Origin of the sequence: Pseudomonas sp. BNK-44-b (genome assembly GCF_047456245.1) — a bacterium.
GTDB classification, from domain to species: domain Bacteria; phylum Pseudomonadota; class Gammaproteobacteria; order Pseudomonadales; family Pseudomonadaceae; genus Aquipseudomonas; species Aquipseudomonas machongensis.
Genome location: NZ_CP179908.1, coordinates 778,251 through 793,113, shown reverse-complemented (window position 1 = coordinate 793,113; position 14,863 = coordinate 778,251). Strand labels below are relative to the sequence as shown.

Annotated in this window: 15 protein-coding genes; 8 read left to right on the top strand and 7 right to left on the bottom strand. The window is 64.1% G+C overall.

Going from position 1 to position 14,863, the window contains the following annotated elements; genetic code table 11:
• Window positions 1-189: 189 nt before the first annotated feature.
• Genes ACMGGG_RS03865 through rpoE form a run of 3 tightly spaced genes read right to left on the bottom strand, consistent with a single transcriptional unit; the run spans window position 190 to window position 2,371 of the window.
• Window positions 190-1,155 carry a MucB/RseB C-terminal domain-containing protein gene (locus ACMGGG_RS03865; RefSeq protein WP_414154898.1) on the bottom strand — a complete coding sequence of 322 codons (966 nt, stop codon included), beginning with the start codon at window positions 1,153-1,155 and terminating at the stop codon, window positions 190-192.
• Between the two features lie 12 nt (window positions 1,156-1,167).
• Window positions 1,168-1,758, bottom strand: coding sequence for a sigma-E factor negative regulatory protein (locus tag ACMGGG_RS03860; RefSeq protein ID WP_054891839.1), 591 nt, complete (start codon window positions 1,756-1,758; stop codon window positions 1,168-1,170).
• 31 nt (window positions 1,759-1,789) lie between these two features.
• Window positions 1,790-2,371: an RNA polymerase sigma factor RpoE gene (rpoE, locus tag ACMGGG_RS03855; RefSeq protein ID WP_003252049.1), complete on the bottom strand. Its 582-nt coding sequence runs from the start codon at window positions 2,369-2,371 to the stop codon at window positions 1,790-1,792.
• Window positions 2,372-2,805: 434 nt separating this feature from the next.
• Between rpoE and nadB the strand changes: the two genes are divergently transcribed.
• A complete protein-coding gene (nadB, locus tag ACMGGG_RS03850; protein ID WP_197893204.1) occupies window positions 2,806-4,410 on the top strand; it encodes an L-aspartate oxidase in 1,605 nt (534 codons plus the stop codon).
• 61 nt (window positions 4,411-4,471) lie between these two features.
• Here nadB and ACMGGG_RS03845 read toward each other — a convergent pair whose 3' ends face one another.
• Together ACMGGG_RS03845 and ACMGGG_RS03840 are read right to left on the bottom strand one after the other, a co-directional pair.
• A complete protein-coding gene (locus ACMGGG_RS03845) occupies window positions 4,472-4,927 on the bottom strand; it encodes a protein YgfX (protein WP_081255208.1) in 456 nt (151 codons plus the stop codon).
• Window positions 4,911-5,165, bottom strand: coding sequence for a succinate dehydrogenase assembly factor 2 (locus ACMGGG_RS03840; protein ID WP_054891841.1), 255 nt, complete (start codon window positions 5,163-5,165; stop codon window positions 4,911-4,913). The genes ACMGGG_RS03845 and ACMGGG_RS03840 overlap by 17 nt, the downstream gene beginning before the upstream one ends.
• Window positions 5,166-5,300: 135 nt before the next feature.
• Here ACMGGG_RS03840 and ACMGGG_RS03835 point away from each other — a divergent pair, with 135 nt between their 5' ends.
• Entirely contained in the window at window positions 5,301-6,242 is a 942-nt protein-coding gene (locus tag ACMGGG_RS03835; protein ID WP_063543374.1) for a YgfZ/GcvT domain-containing protein, read from the top strand.
• A gap of 55 nt (window positions 6,243-6,297) precedes the next feature.
• Window positions 6,298-7,104, top strand: a complete 807-nt coding sequence (locus ACMGGG_RS03830; RefSeq protein ID WP_054891843.1) for an HDOD domain-containing protein — start codon at window positions 6,298-6,300, stop codon at window positions 7,102-7,104.
• Between the two features lie 18 nt (window positions 7,105-7,122).
• Here ACMGGG_RS03830 and ACMGGG_RS03825 read toward each other — a convergent pair whose 3' ends face one another.
• On the bottom strand, window positions 7,123-8,502 hold the full coding sequence (locus ACMGGG_RS03825; RefSeq protein WP_054891844.1) for a sensor histidine kinase: 1,380 nt from the start codon (window positions 8,500-8,502) through the stop codon (window positions 7,123-7,125).
• Complete coding sequence (locus ACMGGG_RS03820; protein WP_054891845.1) at window positions 8,495-9,166, bottom strand: response regulator; 672 nt, start codon at window positions 9,164-9,166, stop codon at window positions 8,495-8,497. The genes ACMGGG_RS03825 and ACMGGG_RS03820 overlap by 8 nt, the downstream gene beginning before the upstream one ends.
• Before the next feature lie 201 nt (window positions 9,167-9,367).
• Between ACMGGG_RS03820 and ACMGGG_RS03815 the strand changes: the two genes are divergently transcribed.
• The 5 genes from ACMGGG_RS03815 to ACMGGG_RS03795 all read left to right on the top strand — a co-directional run bounded on the left by ACMGGG_RS03815 (window position 9,368) and on the right by ACMGGG_RS03795 (window position 14,793).
• Entirely contained in the window at window positions 9,368-10,642 is a 1,275-nt protein-coding gene (locus ACMGGG_RS03815) for an OprD family porin (protein WP_063543370.1), read from the top strand.
• A gap of 31 nt (window positions 10,643-10,673) precedes the next feature.
• Complete coding sequence (locus tag ACMGGG_RS03810; protein ID WP_054891847.1) at window positions 10,674-11,654, top strand: Bug family tripartite tricarboxylate transporter substrate binding protein; 981 nt, start codon at window positions 10,674-10,676, stop codon at window positions 11,652-11,654.
• 138 nt (window positions 11,655-11,792) lie between these two features.
• The gene (locus tag ACMGGG_RS03805; protein ID WP_063546661.1) at window positions 11,793-12,251 is read left to right on the top strand and encodes a tripartite tricarboxylate transporter TctB family protein; all 459 of its coding nucleotides are present in this window, start codon (window positions 11,793-11,795) and stop codon (window positions 12,249-12,251) included.
• A 3-nt stretch (window positions 12,252-12,254) separates the two neighbouring features.
• Complete coding sequence (locus ACMGGG_RS03800) at window positions 12,255-13,769, top strand: tripartite tricarboxylate transporter permease (protein ID WP_063543368.1); 1,515 nt, start codon at window positions 12,255-12,257, stop codon at window positions 13,767-13,769.
• Complete coding sequence (locus ACMGGG_RS03795) at window positions 13,762-14,793, top strand: AbrB family transcriptional regulator (protein WP_054891850.1); 1,032 nt, start codon at window positions 13,762-13,764, stop codon at window positions 14,791-14,793. The genes ACMGGG_RS03800 and ACMGGG_RS03795 overlap by 8 nt, the downstream gene beginning before the upstream one ends.
• Window positions 14,794-14,863 lie beyond the last annotated feature (70 nt).

Genomic DNA, 14,863 nt, shown 5'->3' with positions numbered 1-14,863 from the left:
CAAGCGTGGTATTGACATACGGCTCCCGTCACAACGAGCGTAGTTAGCAGAAGGGCCCCTGCAAATGCAGGAAAGGCCAGACTCCAGGGAGTCTGACCTATAGGAAATTTACCAGTTGATTGCAAATGACAATGCTTTAATTTCATGTCAGCTGCATGCCTGGCAGCTTGTAGGAAGGGTCTGCGACGGTCATTGCCGTGCCTGGGCATCCTGGGCGCGCATCGACAGCGCAACGCGCTCGGCAGTGCCCAGCGGAATCTCTCCAACCACGGTCACCATGACCTTGCCCTTGGGCGTGTTCAGATGCCGCGAAACAGCGACAGTCGGCCCCAGTTGCGCACGGGTATCGGTACCGGCGTCTTCCTTGATCGGCTCGAGAAAGACCGAAAAACGCGCCAGCCCATCGTCGTACATCAGGCTACTGACGGTACTGTTGCGTTCCGGATCACGGCGCACGGCACTATTGACCAATTCGAAGCCTGGCGGCAGCCAATCGGAACGCCAGCCAGCGACTGTTTCGGACTTGCTCGCCGCAAGACGTTCCACCGGCTTGCACGCGGCACTGGCCTGCAGGTCGCGATCGGTCGGCACATCATCGGTGTCCAGGCGGGTCATCTGGAAGCGCTCGAGCAACTGCCCCTTGTCGTTCAGCATCAACGAACGCAGCGGCAGGCCGGTCTGGCGATCCAGGTGAAGCTCAAAGGCGTAGCGGTGCTGGTCGCGTGGCGTGAGCGTGACGATCACCGCGTCGCGCCCGGCGATTCGGGCCTTGCCAGCCACACCCAGGTCGTACCAGCTCATCAGCTTCAAAGGATCGAGTAAACGCGGGGCGGAATCGGGCGGTGTACCGAACCCGCTGACCAGGGAACCACTGACGCACTGCACCTTGCCATTGATCCGCACGATTTCCTGGGCGGCGCCATCAAGCTGCAACAGCCGCTCGCTGACCTTGCCGTCCTGGACTCGATGCCAGATATCGTGGGAAGAAAAACTGCCGTTACGTTCGTAGACGAAAGAACCCTGGTAACTCTGCCCTTGCTCGGCCTGTGCCAGCTTGTTAAGCCACTCGCTCGCCTCGGGCGAAGAGTTGGCCGCCAATACCGGCACCGTCATGCAACTGCCGAGCAGCAGCGACAGAAGAGGTAGCGCGCGCATGAGCCTCCTTACTTAGCGATTTTCCAGGCTGGCGGCGCGGGCATAAGGCAGAGCGGTTTCGGTGCCCTTCAGCGCAGACTCCTGAGCGTGCTGGCGCAGATAACCGGGCAGACGCTGATCCCAGCCAGCCTGATTCTGCAGCACACCGTTGGCCATCGGACCGGTCGGTTGCTCACTGCTTTCACTGTAGCCTGCCAGAACGGCTGGGCCCTGAGCCTGTGGCACGGTGATGCCCTGCTGCACAGGTTGCTGCGAAGCGAGTTGCGCACCGTTGATCTCGTCCTGGTTGTACAGGCGTACACCTGCCAGCACAGCGACGGTCACCGAGGCGGCAACGGCCAGGCGGCCAATGCTGCGCCACGGGCCACGCTTGGCCTTGACCGGTACGGCTTCATCGGCCAGCGCAGCCGAAACGGCCGAGGCGATGTCGAGCTTGGGCAGCAGCAGTTCCTTGTGCATGGCTGCGCGAGCGACCTGGTAACGCGACCAGGTGGCACGGGTATCGGCATCATCGACCGCGTTCAGCACGCGACGTAATTCCAGTTCGTCCGCTTCGTTATCCATTACCGCGGACAGCGATTCCTGCAAAGCTTCACGACTCATGGCGGTTCCTCTCTTGGCTGTCGCCGCTGTCTCAGGTTTCCTGCAACAAGGGTTGCAGGGCTTTGTCTATGGCCTCCCGAGCGCGGAAGATTCGAGAGCGCACGGTACCCACCGGACATTGCATGACACTCGCAATGTCTTCGTAACTCAGTCCGTCGAACTCGCGCAGGGTCAATGCCGTGCGCAGGTCTTCGGGCAGTTGCTGGATGGTGCGATGGACAGTGCCTTCGATTTCATCCCGCAACAACGAGCGCTCTGGGGACTCGAGATCCTTGAGACCATGATCGCCGTCATAGAACTCCGCATCCTCGGAGCTCACATCGCTGTCTGGCGGCCGTCTTCCACGGGACACCAGGTAATTCTTCGCCGTGTTGATGGCGATGCGGTACAGCCACGTGTAGAACGCACTGTCACCGCGGAAGTTGCCAAGCGCACGATAGGCCTTGATGAACGCTTCCTGTGCCACGTCCTGCGCTTCATGGGTGTCGTGTACAAAACGCACGATCAACCCGAGAATCTTGTGCTGATACTTCAGCACCAACAGATCGAACGCTCGCCTGTCACCGCGCTGCACGCGCTCGACAAGCTGCTGATCCTCTTCCTGGGTTAGCATGAACACTCCTCAGTGAACTCAAAGGAGCGTTGCGACAGCCATCGTTCAGGCTTGCAACCATAGACTCGGGCTTTGCGCAAAAGTTCTCCCCTCCAAGCAAGTTTCCTGCGGCCTCTGGTCGGCTCGCACGAAAAAGACACAGCGCGGTCGCAGCCGGCTGCGTCGATAATCGGTGTTTCGAATACACAGGTTTCAGCCCGGGTAGAGCTGCTGTCCTGCATCGCCTCGGCAATCGTGGCAGACGGGCAGCCTTCTTGAGATTTGCAGGGGTGCTGGAAAGTTCCCACAAAGTCGCCGCGCCTGCGCAACCGCCATTGGAAATCCGACGCCGGGGGCTGCTATAAAGGCATCCCGGCACTTTTCCAATAGTTTCACAATGCCATATACGCATGCCTATTGTGCCGCTCCCCTTCCCTAGTTACTAGTGTCCCGACATGAGCCAACAATTCCAACATGATGTCCTGGTGATCGGCAGTGGCGCCGCCGGTCTCAGCCTGGCACTGAACCTTCCCAGCCACCTGCGCGTTGCCGTACTGAGCAAGGGCGACCTCGCCAATGGCTCTACCTTCTGGGCCCAGGGCGGTGTCGCCGCAGTACTGGACGACACCGACACGGTGCAGTCGCACGTCGAGGACACGCTCAATGCAGGCGCAGGCCTGTGCCATGAAGACGCCGTGCGCTTCACCGTCGAGCACAGCCGCGAAGCCATCGAGTGGCTGATCGAGCAGGGCGTGCCCTTCACGCGCGACGAACACCACGGCGTCGACGACGGCGGCTTCGAGTTCCACCTCACCCGTGAAGGCGGTCACAGCCACCGCCGCATCATCCATGCCGCCGATGCCACGGGCGCCGCGATCTTCACCACGCTTCTGGAACAGGCCCGCCAGCGCCCGAACATCGACCTGCTCGAACAGCGTGTGGCCGTGGACCTGATCACCGAGCGGCGCCTGGGCCTGCCCGGCGACCGCTGCCTGGGCGCCTACGTGCTCGACCGCAACAGCGGCGAGGTAGACACCTTCGGCGCACGCTTCACGGTATTGGCGACAGGCGGTGCAGCCAAGGTCTATCTCTACACCAGCAACCCCGATGGCGCCTGCGGTGATGGCATTGCCATGGCCTGGCGCGCTGGCTGTCGGGTGGCGAATCTTGAGTTCAACCAGTTCCACCCCACCTGCCTGTACCACCCGCAAGCCAAGAGTTTCCTGATCACCGAGGCCCTGCGCGGCGAAGGCGCACTGCTGCGCCTGCCTAACGGCGAGCGTTTCATGCCGCGCTTCGACCCACGTGAAGAGTTGGCGCCACGGGATATCGTCGCCCGCGCCATCGACCACGAAATGAAACGCCTGGGCGTGGACTGCGTGTACCTGGATATCACCCACAAACCTGTCGAGTTCATCAAGAGCCACTTCCCCACGGTCTACGAACGCTGCCTGACCTTCGGCATCGACATCACGCGACAGCCAATCCCCGTGGTACCCGCAGCCCACTACACGTGCGGCGGCGTGATGGTCGATGAGCGCGGGCACACCGACGTGCCGGGCCTGTACGCCATCGGCGAAACCAGTTTCACTGGCCTGCACGGCGCCAACCGCATGGCCAGCAACTCGCTGCTGGAGTGCTTCGTCTACGGGCGTGCGGCGGCAGCGGACATCGAGGCGCACCTGGACGAAGTCAGCAGGCCACAAGCCCTGCCTTGTTGGGATGCCAGCCAGGTCACCGATTCGGATGAGGACGTGATCATCGCGCACAACTGGGACGAACTGCGGCGATTCATGTGGGACTACGTGGGCATCGTGCGCACCAGCAAGCGCCTGCAGCGCGCCGAGCACCGGGTGCGTCTGCTGCTCGACGAAATCGACGAGTTCTACAGCAACTACAAGGTCAGCCGCGACCTGATCGAGTTGCGCAACCTGGCGCAGGTGGCCGAGCTGATGATTCGCTCGGCGATGCAGCGCAAGGAAAGCCGTGGACTGCACTACACCCTGGATTATCCGGGGATGCTGGATGAGGCCAGGGATACGGTACTCAGCCCGACCTGAGCCTGGCGCCGACCTCTTCGCCTTTGGCGACTTGCCCGCGAGGAGGTCGGCAGTTCTCACCTCACTCTGGCGCCATCACCCACCGGCGCCGGCTGAACTTCAAGCGCACACGCAGCCGTCGGTGCTCATCCGCCGTCAGCGCATCCCTTGGAATGCACTGACTCTGGGCAACCCACCGCCCCTCGCGCATGAAGCGCAACACCACTATCCCCGGCAGCGCGACGCTGTCACGACACAACCTTATCCGCTCCCAGCCACAGGCACGGCTGAACGCCTGCCAGCCACGCGCATCACGGCGCAAGCCAGTCACGGCATCGGGGTGAGTCAGAAGGATACGGCGGGGAATCACCCAGCAGGCATGGGCGAGGCAGCCAATCAGTGCACAAGCTGCCAACCACCAGGGCAACTCGACTAACCACAGGGTGGCGAGCGCCAGCGCCTGCCCGCAAAGATAGGCCGTCAGCAGCAGGCGCGAGCCTTGCCAACGGCACTCGAAGCACTCACTTGGGCTGGACACGGTCCAGGATGATGCGGACCATGCGCTGCAGCTCAGGGTCTTCGGATTCGTTACGCTCCATGAACCAGCCGAACATGTCCTGGTCCTCGCAGGTCAACAGGCGGCGGTACAGTTCGCGATCCGCTTCGCTCAGGTTCGGGTAGACCTCTTGAGTGAAGGGGACGAGCAGCACGTCCAGCTCCAGCATGCCGCGGCGGCTGTGCCAGAAAAGCCGGTTGAGTTCAGTTTGTTCGACCATGGGGCCCTCCTCGAATGGTCGCGCAGTATACCGCGCTGCAACCGCAGCGGCACGAGGCATTGGTCTAGTCACCTACCTATTTTGTTACTGGCGTTCTATGATGGCCGCCAGTCTTTATAGCTACCGCGATGACCCATGGCCGACTCCGCTTTCTTCTGTCCCCTGTCCCACGAGGGCATCCTCGCTGTCCGCGGCTCCGACGCCGGAAAATTCCTGCAAGGCCAGCTGACCTGCAACCTCGACTATCTGAATCTGCAGCACGCCAGTCTCGGCGCGCGCTGCATGGTCAAAGGCCGCATGCAATCCAGTTTCCGCATCCTGCCCGAGGGCAATGGCTACCTACTTGCCATGGCCAGCGAACTGCTCGAGGCGCAACTGGCGGACCTGAAGAAGTATGCGGTCTTTTCGAAGGCCACGCTGACCGACGAAAGCGCCGCCTGGGTGCGCTTCGGCTTGCAGCAGGGCGATGCCGCGCTGCAGGCGCTGGGGCTTGAAACACCGCAGGCAGCCGGCGCCACCGTGCGCCATGAAGGGCTTTTGGCCATCGCCGTCTCGCCCGCTCGCGTCGAGCTATGGGTTCCCTCCGAACAGGCCGCCAACGTGCGCGAGACCCTCGCCGCCGCGCTGCCCGAGGGCACCCTGGATGCCTGGCTGCTGGGCCAGATCCGCGCCGGCATCGGCCAGGTCATGGGCCCGACCCGTGAACTGTTCATCCCGCAGATGATCAACCTGCAGGCCGTCGACGGCGTGAGCTTCAAGAAGGGCTGCTATACCGGCCAGGAAATCGTCGCGCGCATGCAATACCTGGGCAAGCTCAAGCGTCGCCAGTATCGCCTCTCGCTGCCCGTGGACGAAGCGCCCGCACCAGGCGCAGAAATCTTCTCGCCCACCCACGGTTCGTCTGTCGGCGAGGTAGTCATCGCGGCACCCGCCGAGCAAGGTGTCGAACTGCTGGCAGTGCTCAGCGCCGACTCGGTGGAAGATGACAACCTGCACCTGGGCAGCCTCGAAGGGCCACGCCTGACCCTGCTGGACCTGCCTTACGAACTGGACCGCGACCGGGAAATCCAGCGCTGACCAGCCCGCCCCGCCGCTGCGGCGGGGCAGCCCCACCACTGCGGTAGAGAAGTCCATGAACAAGCTGGCCGAGATGGTTCAAGCGCAGTTGCTCGCTGCCATCGACAACGACGACCTGGTCCTGCCCACGCTGCCAGAGGTTGCCCTGAGCATCCGCGAAGCCGCCGAAGACAGCGAAATCAGCGTGGCCGCCTTGAGCCGCGTGATCGGTCGCGATGCCGCGCTCTCGGCGCGCCTGATCAAGGTGGTCAACAGCCCGCTGCTGCGCGCACTGGTGGAGGTCACCGACCTGCACACCGCGATCACGCGCCTGGGCGTCAACTACAGCTGCAACCTGGCCATCGGCCTGGTGATCGAACAGATCTTCCATGCCCGCTCGGCGGCGGTGGAGCACAAGTTGCGCGATATCTGGGAAAACAGCCTGGAAGTAGCGGGCATCAGTTACGAAATATGCAGGCGCTACACCCACCTCAAACCCGATCAGGCCACCCTGGGTGGGCTCGTGCACCAGATCGGCGCCCTGCCGGTGCTGATCTACGCCGAAGAGCACAACGAGCTGCTGTCCGACCCCGTGTGCCTGCACTATGTCATCGAGCAGATTCAACCGGTGCTGGGCGACAAGATCCTCAGCGCCTGGGAGTTTCCAGAGCAACTCGTCAACCTGCCCAGCCAGGTCCAGAACCTGGAGCGCGAGACCGACAAGATCGACTACATCGGCATCGTCCAGATCGCTCGCTCGCTCAGCCTGCGCGGGCGCGGCCAGCCCTTGACCAGCCTCCCCGCCTATAAGCTGCTGCGCCTGCCGGAGGGCAAGGAGCTGGACCTGATGGAACTGGTCGAGGCGCGGGACATGTTGCGCTGACCGCCGCGGGTGCGGCGGTCAATCCGCGATGAAACTCACCCGCACCTTCAAACCGCCGTTGTCGCCATCATGCAGGCTGATCTGCGCCAGATGCGCACGACAAATTTCGCCGACGATCGCCAACCCCAGCCCACTGCCCTGGGCACTGCGCCGGTAGAAGCGCTCGAACACACGCTCGCGATCATCCAGTGGAATCCCCGGGCCATCGTCCTCGACCTCCAGTACGGCGGGGGCCAGCACCCGCAGAATCACGTTGCCGCCCATCGGCGTATGGGCCAGTGCGTTGTCCACCAGGTTGCTGAGCAGCTCGTTGAGCAAGGTCGGTTCTCCCTTCAGCCACACCGGCGCCTCGGCTTCCAGCGCCAGGGCAACACCACGGGCATGGGCCAGCGGCGCCATCGCCATGCCCAGTTCGCGGGCCAGCTGGCTGAGGTCCAGGCGCTTTGCACCGCCTTCGGCGATCGCCCGCGCGCCATTTTCCACCCGAGCCAGCGACAGCAGCTGGTTGGCCAGGTGGGTAAGGCGATCAGTACCCTGGGCCGCGGACTCCAAGGTCTGGCGCCACTCCTCGGGCTCCCGCGAGCGCAAGCCCAACTCCACCCTCGCCTTGAGCGCCGCCAGCGGTGTGCGCAACTCGTGGGCGGCATCGGCAATGAACTGCGCCTGGCGCTCGAACTGCCCGCGCAGCCGCTCGGTGAAATGGTTCAAAGCCCGCACCAGCGGCCCCAGCTCATGCTGTACCTGCACCACCGGCAGGGCCCGCAGGTCGTCGGGCTGACGGGCTTCCACCGCCGTGCGCAGACGCTCCAGCGGACGCAGCGCAGCACTGACTGCAAACCACACCATCACCAGCGCACCCAGCGCAAGCATGCCCAGGCGCAGCAAGGTATCGGCCATCAGCCCACGCGCCATGCTCACCCGCGCCTCTTCGGTCTCGGCCACGCGGATCTCGGCCATGCCGTTCATGTTCGGCTCGCTGACAGCCTTGAGCAGGCTCACCACGCGCACGTCCTGCCCCAGGTAGGTGGCGTTATAGAAGCGCGCCAGCGCCGGATAGTCGTCGGTGCGCGGCGTGCCAGGGGGCGGCGGCGGCAGCTTCTCGTAACCGGAAATCAGCTTCTGGTGGATATCCAGCACCTGGTAGTAGATGCGTCCGGCGCTGTCGTAGGCGAAGGTGTCCAGCGCGACATAGGGCACATCGGCGCTGAGCGTGCCATCACGCTGGGAGAGGCCGGCGGCAATGGTCCGCGCCGAGGCCAGCAGCGTGCGGTCATAGGCGGTGTCGGCGGCCTCGCGGCCATTCCAGTATGCGCTCAGGCCACTGGCCAACATCAGCACCACGAGCAACAGCGCCAGGTTGCCGAGCAGGCGCGCGCGCAGGCTGCCGTTGTCACGCATCACGATGCTCGAGGAGGTAGCCCAGACCGCGGAAGGTGACGATGGCCACCGGATGGCCATCGAGCTTCTTGCGCAGACGATGGATGTAGATCTCGATGGCATCGGGGCTGGCTTCTTCGTCCAGGCCAAACACCTGGGCGGCCAATTGCTCCTTGCTCATCACCCGCCCGGGACGGGCGATCAGCGCCTCGAGCACGCTCTGTTCACGCGAGGTCAAGGTCAGCGGCTCGTCACCCAGCGCAAAGCGCCGCGTGTCCAGGTCGTACACCAGGGGGCCGCAACGTTGCTGACGTTCGCCACCGAGTACGCTACGGCGCAGCAGTGCCTTGACCCGCGCCTCAAGCTCGGTGAGCTCGAAAGGCTTGGCCAGGTAGTCGTCGGCCCCAAGGTTCAGGCCATGCACGCGGTCCTTGACGTCGCTGCGCGCGGTGAGCATCAGCACCGGCAGGGTCTTGCCCCGCGAGCGCAGGCGCGCCAGCACCTCGAAGCCGTCCATGCGCGGCAGGCCGACATCCAGCACGGCGACAGCATAGTCCTCGCTGGCCAGGGCCAGGTCGGCGGCGACGCCGTCATGCAGCACATCCACGGTCAAGCCCTGGCTCTTGAGGGCCTGGGCCACGCTTTCAGCCAGCGGCAGATGGTCTTCGACCAGCAGCACACGCATCGGATTCTCCCTGCTCGGGTTGGGCGGTGGCGCGGAGTGTACCGCCGTCGTGGGGACTGTGAAGCCCTTGTGACAAACCTTTCGTGCTGAAAGGTTAGCGAAAGGTTCGCCACCTAGCATCGCACCACGGTCGCTCCACGCGCCGAAAAAAGCACCAGCAAGGTGCAACGAATAAGAACAATAAAACGGAGTCAGACGACGATGCTGTCAATGCAGCCCAGCCGGTCCCTTTGCGCCCGCCCTTCCACGCTCGCCAGCGCCATCGCCCTTGCCGGCATCGCCCCGATGAGCCAGGCCGCCTTCTTCGAAGACAGTACGGCCACCTTCGAAACCCGCAACATGTACTTCAATCGCGACTTCCGCGATGGCACCAGTTCGCAGCAATCCAAGCGCGACGAATGGGCCCAGGGCTTCATGCTCAACTTCGAATCCGGCTATACCGACGGCACCGTGGGCTTCGGCCTCGACGCCCTGGGCATGCTCGGCATCAAGCTCGACTCCAGCAAGGACCGTACAGGCACCGGCCTGCTGCCGACCCACGACGACGGCAAGGCGGCCAACGAGTACTCCAAGCTCGGCCTGACCGGCAAGGTCAAGATCTCCCAGACCGAACTCAAGGTCGGCACCCTGATCCCGGAACTGCCGACGCTGCAGCCCAACGACGGGCGCATCCTGCCGCAGACCTTCGAAGGCGGCCTGCTCACCTCCCGCGAGATCAAGAACCTGACCTTCACCGGCGGCCGCCTGGAAAAGGCCAAGGACCGTGACGACACCAACTGGGAAGACCTGGCGCTGAACAACAAGAACGGCCGCTTCGGTGGTACGTTCCGCGCCGATCACTTCGACCTGGGCGGCCTGGACTACAAGTTCACCGACCGCATCACCGGCAGCTACCACTTCGCCCAGCTCGACGACATCTACCGCCAGCATTTCGTCGGCATGGTCGCCACCCAGCCCTGGGGCCCCGGCACCTTCGGCGCCGACCTGCGCCTTTCGAAGAGCGACGAACAGGGCAAGGCCCTGGCCGGCAAGATCGACAACACCACGGTCAACGGCATGCTCAGCTACGCGCTCAGCGGCCACAAGTTCAGCGCCGCCTACCAGCACCTGTCTGGCGACAGCGCCTTCCCCTATGTCGACGGCGCCGACCCGTACCTGGTCAACTTCGTCCAGATCAACGACTTCGCCGGTGCCGACGAGCGCTCCTGGCAGGTCCGCTACGACTACAACTTTGCCTCCCTGGGCATCCCCGGCCTGACCTTCATGACCCGCTACATCAACGGCGACAATGTCAGCCGCGCCGATGGCAGCGAAGGCAAGGAATGGGAGCGCAACACCGAGTTCAAGTATGTGGTGCAGAGCGGTCCGCTGAAGAACGTCGCAGTGCGCCTGCGCAACGCCACCTTCCGTTCCAACTTCGCCCGCGACGCCGATGAAGTACGCCTGCTGGTCAGCTACAGCGTGGCCCTGTGGTAACCCATAACAACAACGCTCACGGAGATAGACGATGAACCTTTCACTACGCCGACTCGTCCTTGCCACCGGCTGCCTGCTGCTGGCAGGCAACGCCCTGGCCGCCGAACCGAAACGCCCGGAATGCATCGCCCCGGCCTCGCCCGGCGGCGGTTTCGACCTGACCTGCAAACTGGTGCAGAGCGCACTGGTCGAGGAGAAGATCCTCAGCAAGCCCATGCGCGTCACCTACATGCCAGGCGGTGTTGGCGCCGTGGCCTATAACGCCGTGGTGGCCCAGCGTCCGGCCGATGGTGGCACGCTGGTCGCCTGGTCCAGTGGCTCGCTGCTGAATCTGGCCCAGGGCAAGTTCGGCCGTTTCGACGAGAACGCGGTGAAATGGCTGGCCGCCGTCGGCACCAGCTATGGCGCCATCGCAGTGAAAAGCGACTCGCCCTACAAGACCCTCGATGACCTGGTTGCGGCATTGAAAAAGGACCCGAGCAAGGTGGTGATCGGTTCCGGCGGCACCGTGGGTAGCCAGGACTGGATGCAGACCGCGCTGATCGCCAAGGCTGCCGGCATCAACCCGCGCGACCTGCGTTACGTGGCCCTGGAAGGCGGCGGTGAAATCGCCACCGCGCTGCTCGGCGGCCATATCCAGGTGGGTTCGACCGACATTTCCGACTCCATGCCACACATCCAGAGCGGCAGCATGCGCATCCTCGCGGTGTTCTCGGAAAATCGCCTGGACGAACCTGAAATGAAGAATATCCCGACCGCCAAGGAGCAGGGCTACGACATCGTCTGGCCGGTGGTGCGCGGTTTCTACCTCGGCCCGAAGGTGAGCGACGAAGACTACGCCTGGTGGAAGGCGTCGTTCGACAAGCTGCTGGCCTCGGAAGACTTCGCCAAGCTGCGTGACCAGCGCGAGCTGTTCCCGTTCGCCATGACCGGTGAAGAGCTCGATGGCTATGTGAAGAAGCAGGTCGCCGACTACAAGACACTGGCCAAGGAATTCGGCCTGATTCAGTAAGCCCCTGTGATCTCTGTGGGAGCGGGCTTGCCCGCGAATTCGCCAGTCGCAGCAGCATCGTTGCCTGGTCTGTCGCATTCGCGGGCAAGCCCGCTCCCACAGGGAAGCATGAAAGCCGCTTCCATCGAGGATTCCTTCATGATCCTGCAACGCATCTTCGCCCTGGTCCTGCTGGCGGTCTGCGCCGCCCTGGCCGTCATGGCCTGGCCGTACCAGGCGGCGTTTTCCTATGAGCCGGTAGGGCCACGTGCCTACCCGCTGCTGATGCTCGGCCTGATGAGCCTGGGCCTTTTGTATCTGGCGATTCGTCCGACGCCCATCGTGCACAAGGACGACGAAGTTCCCCTGGACCGCGAGACCCTCACCAAGATCGCCGCCTGCATCGGCCTGCTGATCGTCTTCGCTGCCACCTTCGAGTCGCTGGGCTTCATCCTCAGCGCCGTCCTCGCCGGCCTGCCCATGGCCCGCCTGTATGGCGGCCGCTGGCTGCACAGCGCCATGGTGGTGGTGGGCATGAGCATCTTCCTCTACTGGCTGTTCGACCGGGTGATGGACGTCCCCCTGCCCCTCGGCCTGCTCGACGTACTGGAGAACTGACACATGGATACCTTGAGCTACCTCGGCCAGGGCTTCGGCGTCGCCCTGAGCCCCTACAACCTCGTCACTGCCCTGAGCGGCACCCTGATCGGCACCGTCGTCGGCCTGTTGCCAGGCCTGGGCCCGATCAACGGCGTGGCGCTGCTGATCCCCATCGCCTTTGCCCTCGGCCTGCCGCCGGAGTCGGCGCTGATCCTGCTGGCCGCGGTGTATCTGGGCTGCGAGTACGGCGGCCGGATCAGTTCGATCCTGCTGAACATCCCGGGCGAAGCCTCGACCGTGATGACCACCCTCGATGGCTACCCCATGGCCCGCCAGGGCCTGGCCGGTGTCGCCTTGTCACTGTCGGCCTGGAGCTCGTTCATCGGTGCCTTCATCGCTACCTGCGGCATGGTGCTGTTCGCCCCGCTGCTGGCGAAATGGGCGATCGCCTTCGGACCGGCGGAGTACTTCGTGTTGATGGTGTTCGCCATCGTCGCCCTCGGCGGCATGGCCGGCGACAAGCCACTGAAGACCTTCATCGCCGCGCTGATCGGCCTGTTCCTGTCCGCCGTCGGCATCGACGCCAACAGCGGCGTGTACCGCTTCACTGGTGACAGCGTGCACCTGGCCGACGGTATCCAGTTCGTCGTGCTGGTACTGGGCCTGTTCTCCATCAGCGAGATTCTCCTGCTGCTAGAAAAGACCCACCATGGCCACCAGGCCGTCAAGGCCACCGGGCGCATGTTGTTCAACCTCAAGGAAGCGGCCTCGGTCTTCGTCGTCAACATTCGCTGCGGCCTGCTCGGCTTCTTCATGGGCGTGCTGCCCGGTGCCGGTGCCACCCTGGCCAGCGCCGTGGCATACATGACCGAGAAGCGTATCGCCGGGACCAGCGGCAAGTTCGGCAAGGGCGATGCCCGTGGCCTCGCCGCCCCGGAAACCGCCATCGGTGCATCCTGCTGCGGCGCCCTGGTGCCAATGCTGACCCTGGGCGTTCCAGGTTCGGGCACCACCGCCGTGATGATCGGTGCACTGACCCTGTACAACATCACCCCCGGCCCACTGCTGTTCGAACAGCAGCCTGACATCGTGTGGGGCCTGATCGCCTCGCTGTTCATCGCCAACATCATGCTGGTGATCCTGAACATCCCGATGATCCGCATCTTCACCCGCATCCTTGCCGTGCCGAACTGGGCGCTGGTGCCGGTGATCGCGATCATCACCGCGATCGGCGTCTACGCCGTGCACGCCACCACCTTCGACCTGTTCCTGATGGTTGGCATCGGCATCATGGGCTACATCCTGCGCAAGCTCGACTTCCCGCTGTCGCCGATCCTGCTGGGCTTCATCCTCGGCGGGCTGATGGAGCAGAACCTGCGCCGTGCGCTGTCGATCTCCAACGGCGAGCTGGGCATCCTCTGGTCGAGCCCGATCAGCATGAGCGTGTGGGCACTGGTGTTCTGCATGCTGGCCCTCCCGCTGCTGCGCATCTGGCGGCGCCGTAGCCTGCAGCGCCGGACCATGGCCGATGCCTGATCGGTCGTTGCCGCTGTTCTGGGCTACCGGGCTGGTCGGACTTGCTGGCGGTTTCATCGCCAGCAAGGTCGGCTGGCCTTTGCCGTGGATGGTCGGCTCGCTGCTGGCAATCATCGCAGTACGCTGCCTCACCCCCTGGCAGCTGTCGGAAATCCCCAACGGCCGCAAATGCGGGCAGTGGGTCATCGGTATCGGTATCGGCCTGCACTTCACCCCGGAAGTGATCGAACAGGTTGCCAGCCATTTCGGCTTGATCTTCTTCGGCGCGCTGCTGACCACGGTCTCCAGCGGCGTCGGCGTGTGGCTGCTGCGCCGCTCCGGTGAGGACCGTGCCACCGCGTTCTTCGCCAGCATGCCCGGCGGTTCGGGCGAGATGGTCAACCTCGGCGCGCGCAATGGCGCAGTGCTCAGCCAGGTAGCGGCAGCGCAGAGCCTGCGCGTGCTGGCGGTGGTGCTGTGTGTACCGGCACTGTTCAAGCTGCTGCTGGGCGATGGCGTGGCGCTGAACCATGCCGGCAGCGTCAGTTGGGGCTGGCTGGCGCTGATCGCGCCGCTGAGCATTGGCGTGGCGCTGCTCTGGCAGCGCCTGCGCCAGCCCAACCCCTGGTTGTTCGGGCCACTGCTGGTGGCCGCCAGCATCAGCCTGGCAAACAACCTGCAGATCGGCCTGCCCAACGGCGCCAGCCAGATCGGCCAGTGGCTGATCGGCAGTGGCCTGGCCTGTCACTTCAACCGCGCGTTCTTCCGCCGTGCGCCGGCGTTCCTGGGGCGCACCCTGGTGGCGACGGCCCTGTGCATGCTGATCGCAGGCGGCGCGGCCTGGGTGCTGAGCCTGTTCAGCCACCTGGACCTGCGTTCGCTGACATTGGGGATGATGCCGGGGGGGATTGCCGAGATGAGCCTGACGGCGGAGACCCTGCAACTGTCGGTGCCGCTGGTGACGGCATTGCAGGTGATGCGGCTGCTGTTCGTGCTGTTTCTGGCAGAACCGATGTTCAGGTATTGGGTGCGCCAGGGCGATTGAGCGGTCGGTCTCTTCGCGGGCAAGCCCGCTCCCACTGGCTGAGAGCAGGCTTGCCCGCGAAGAGACCAAC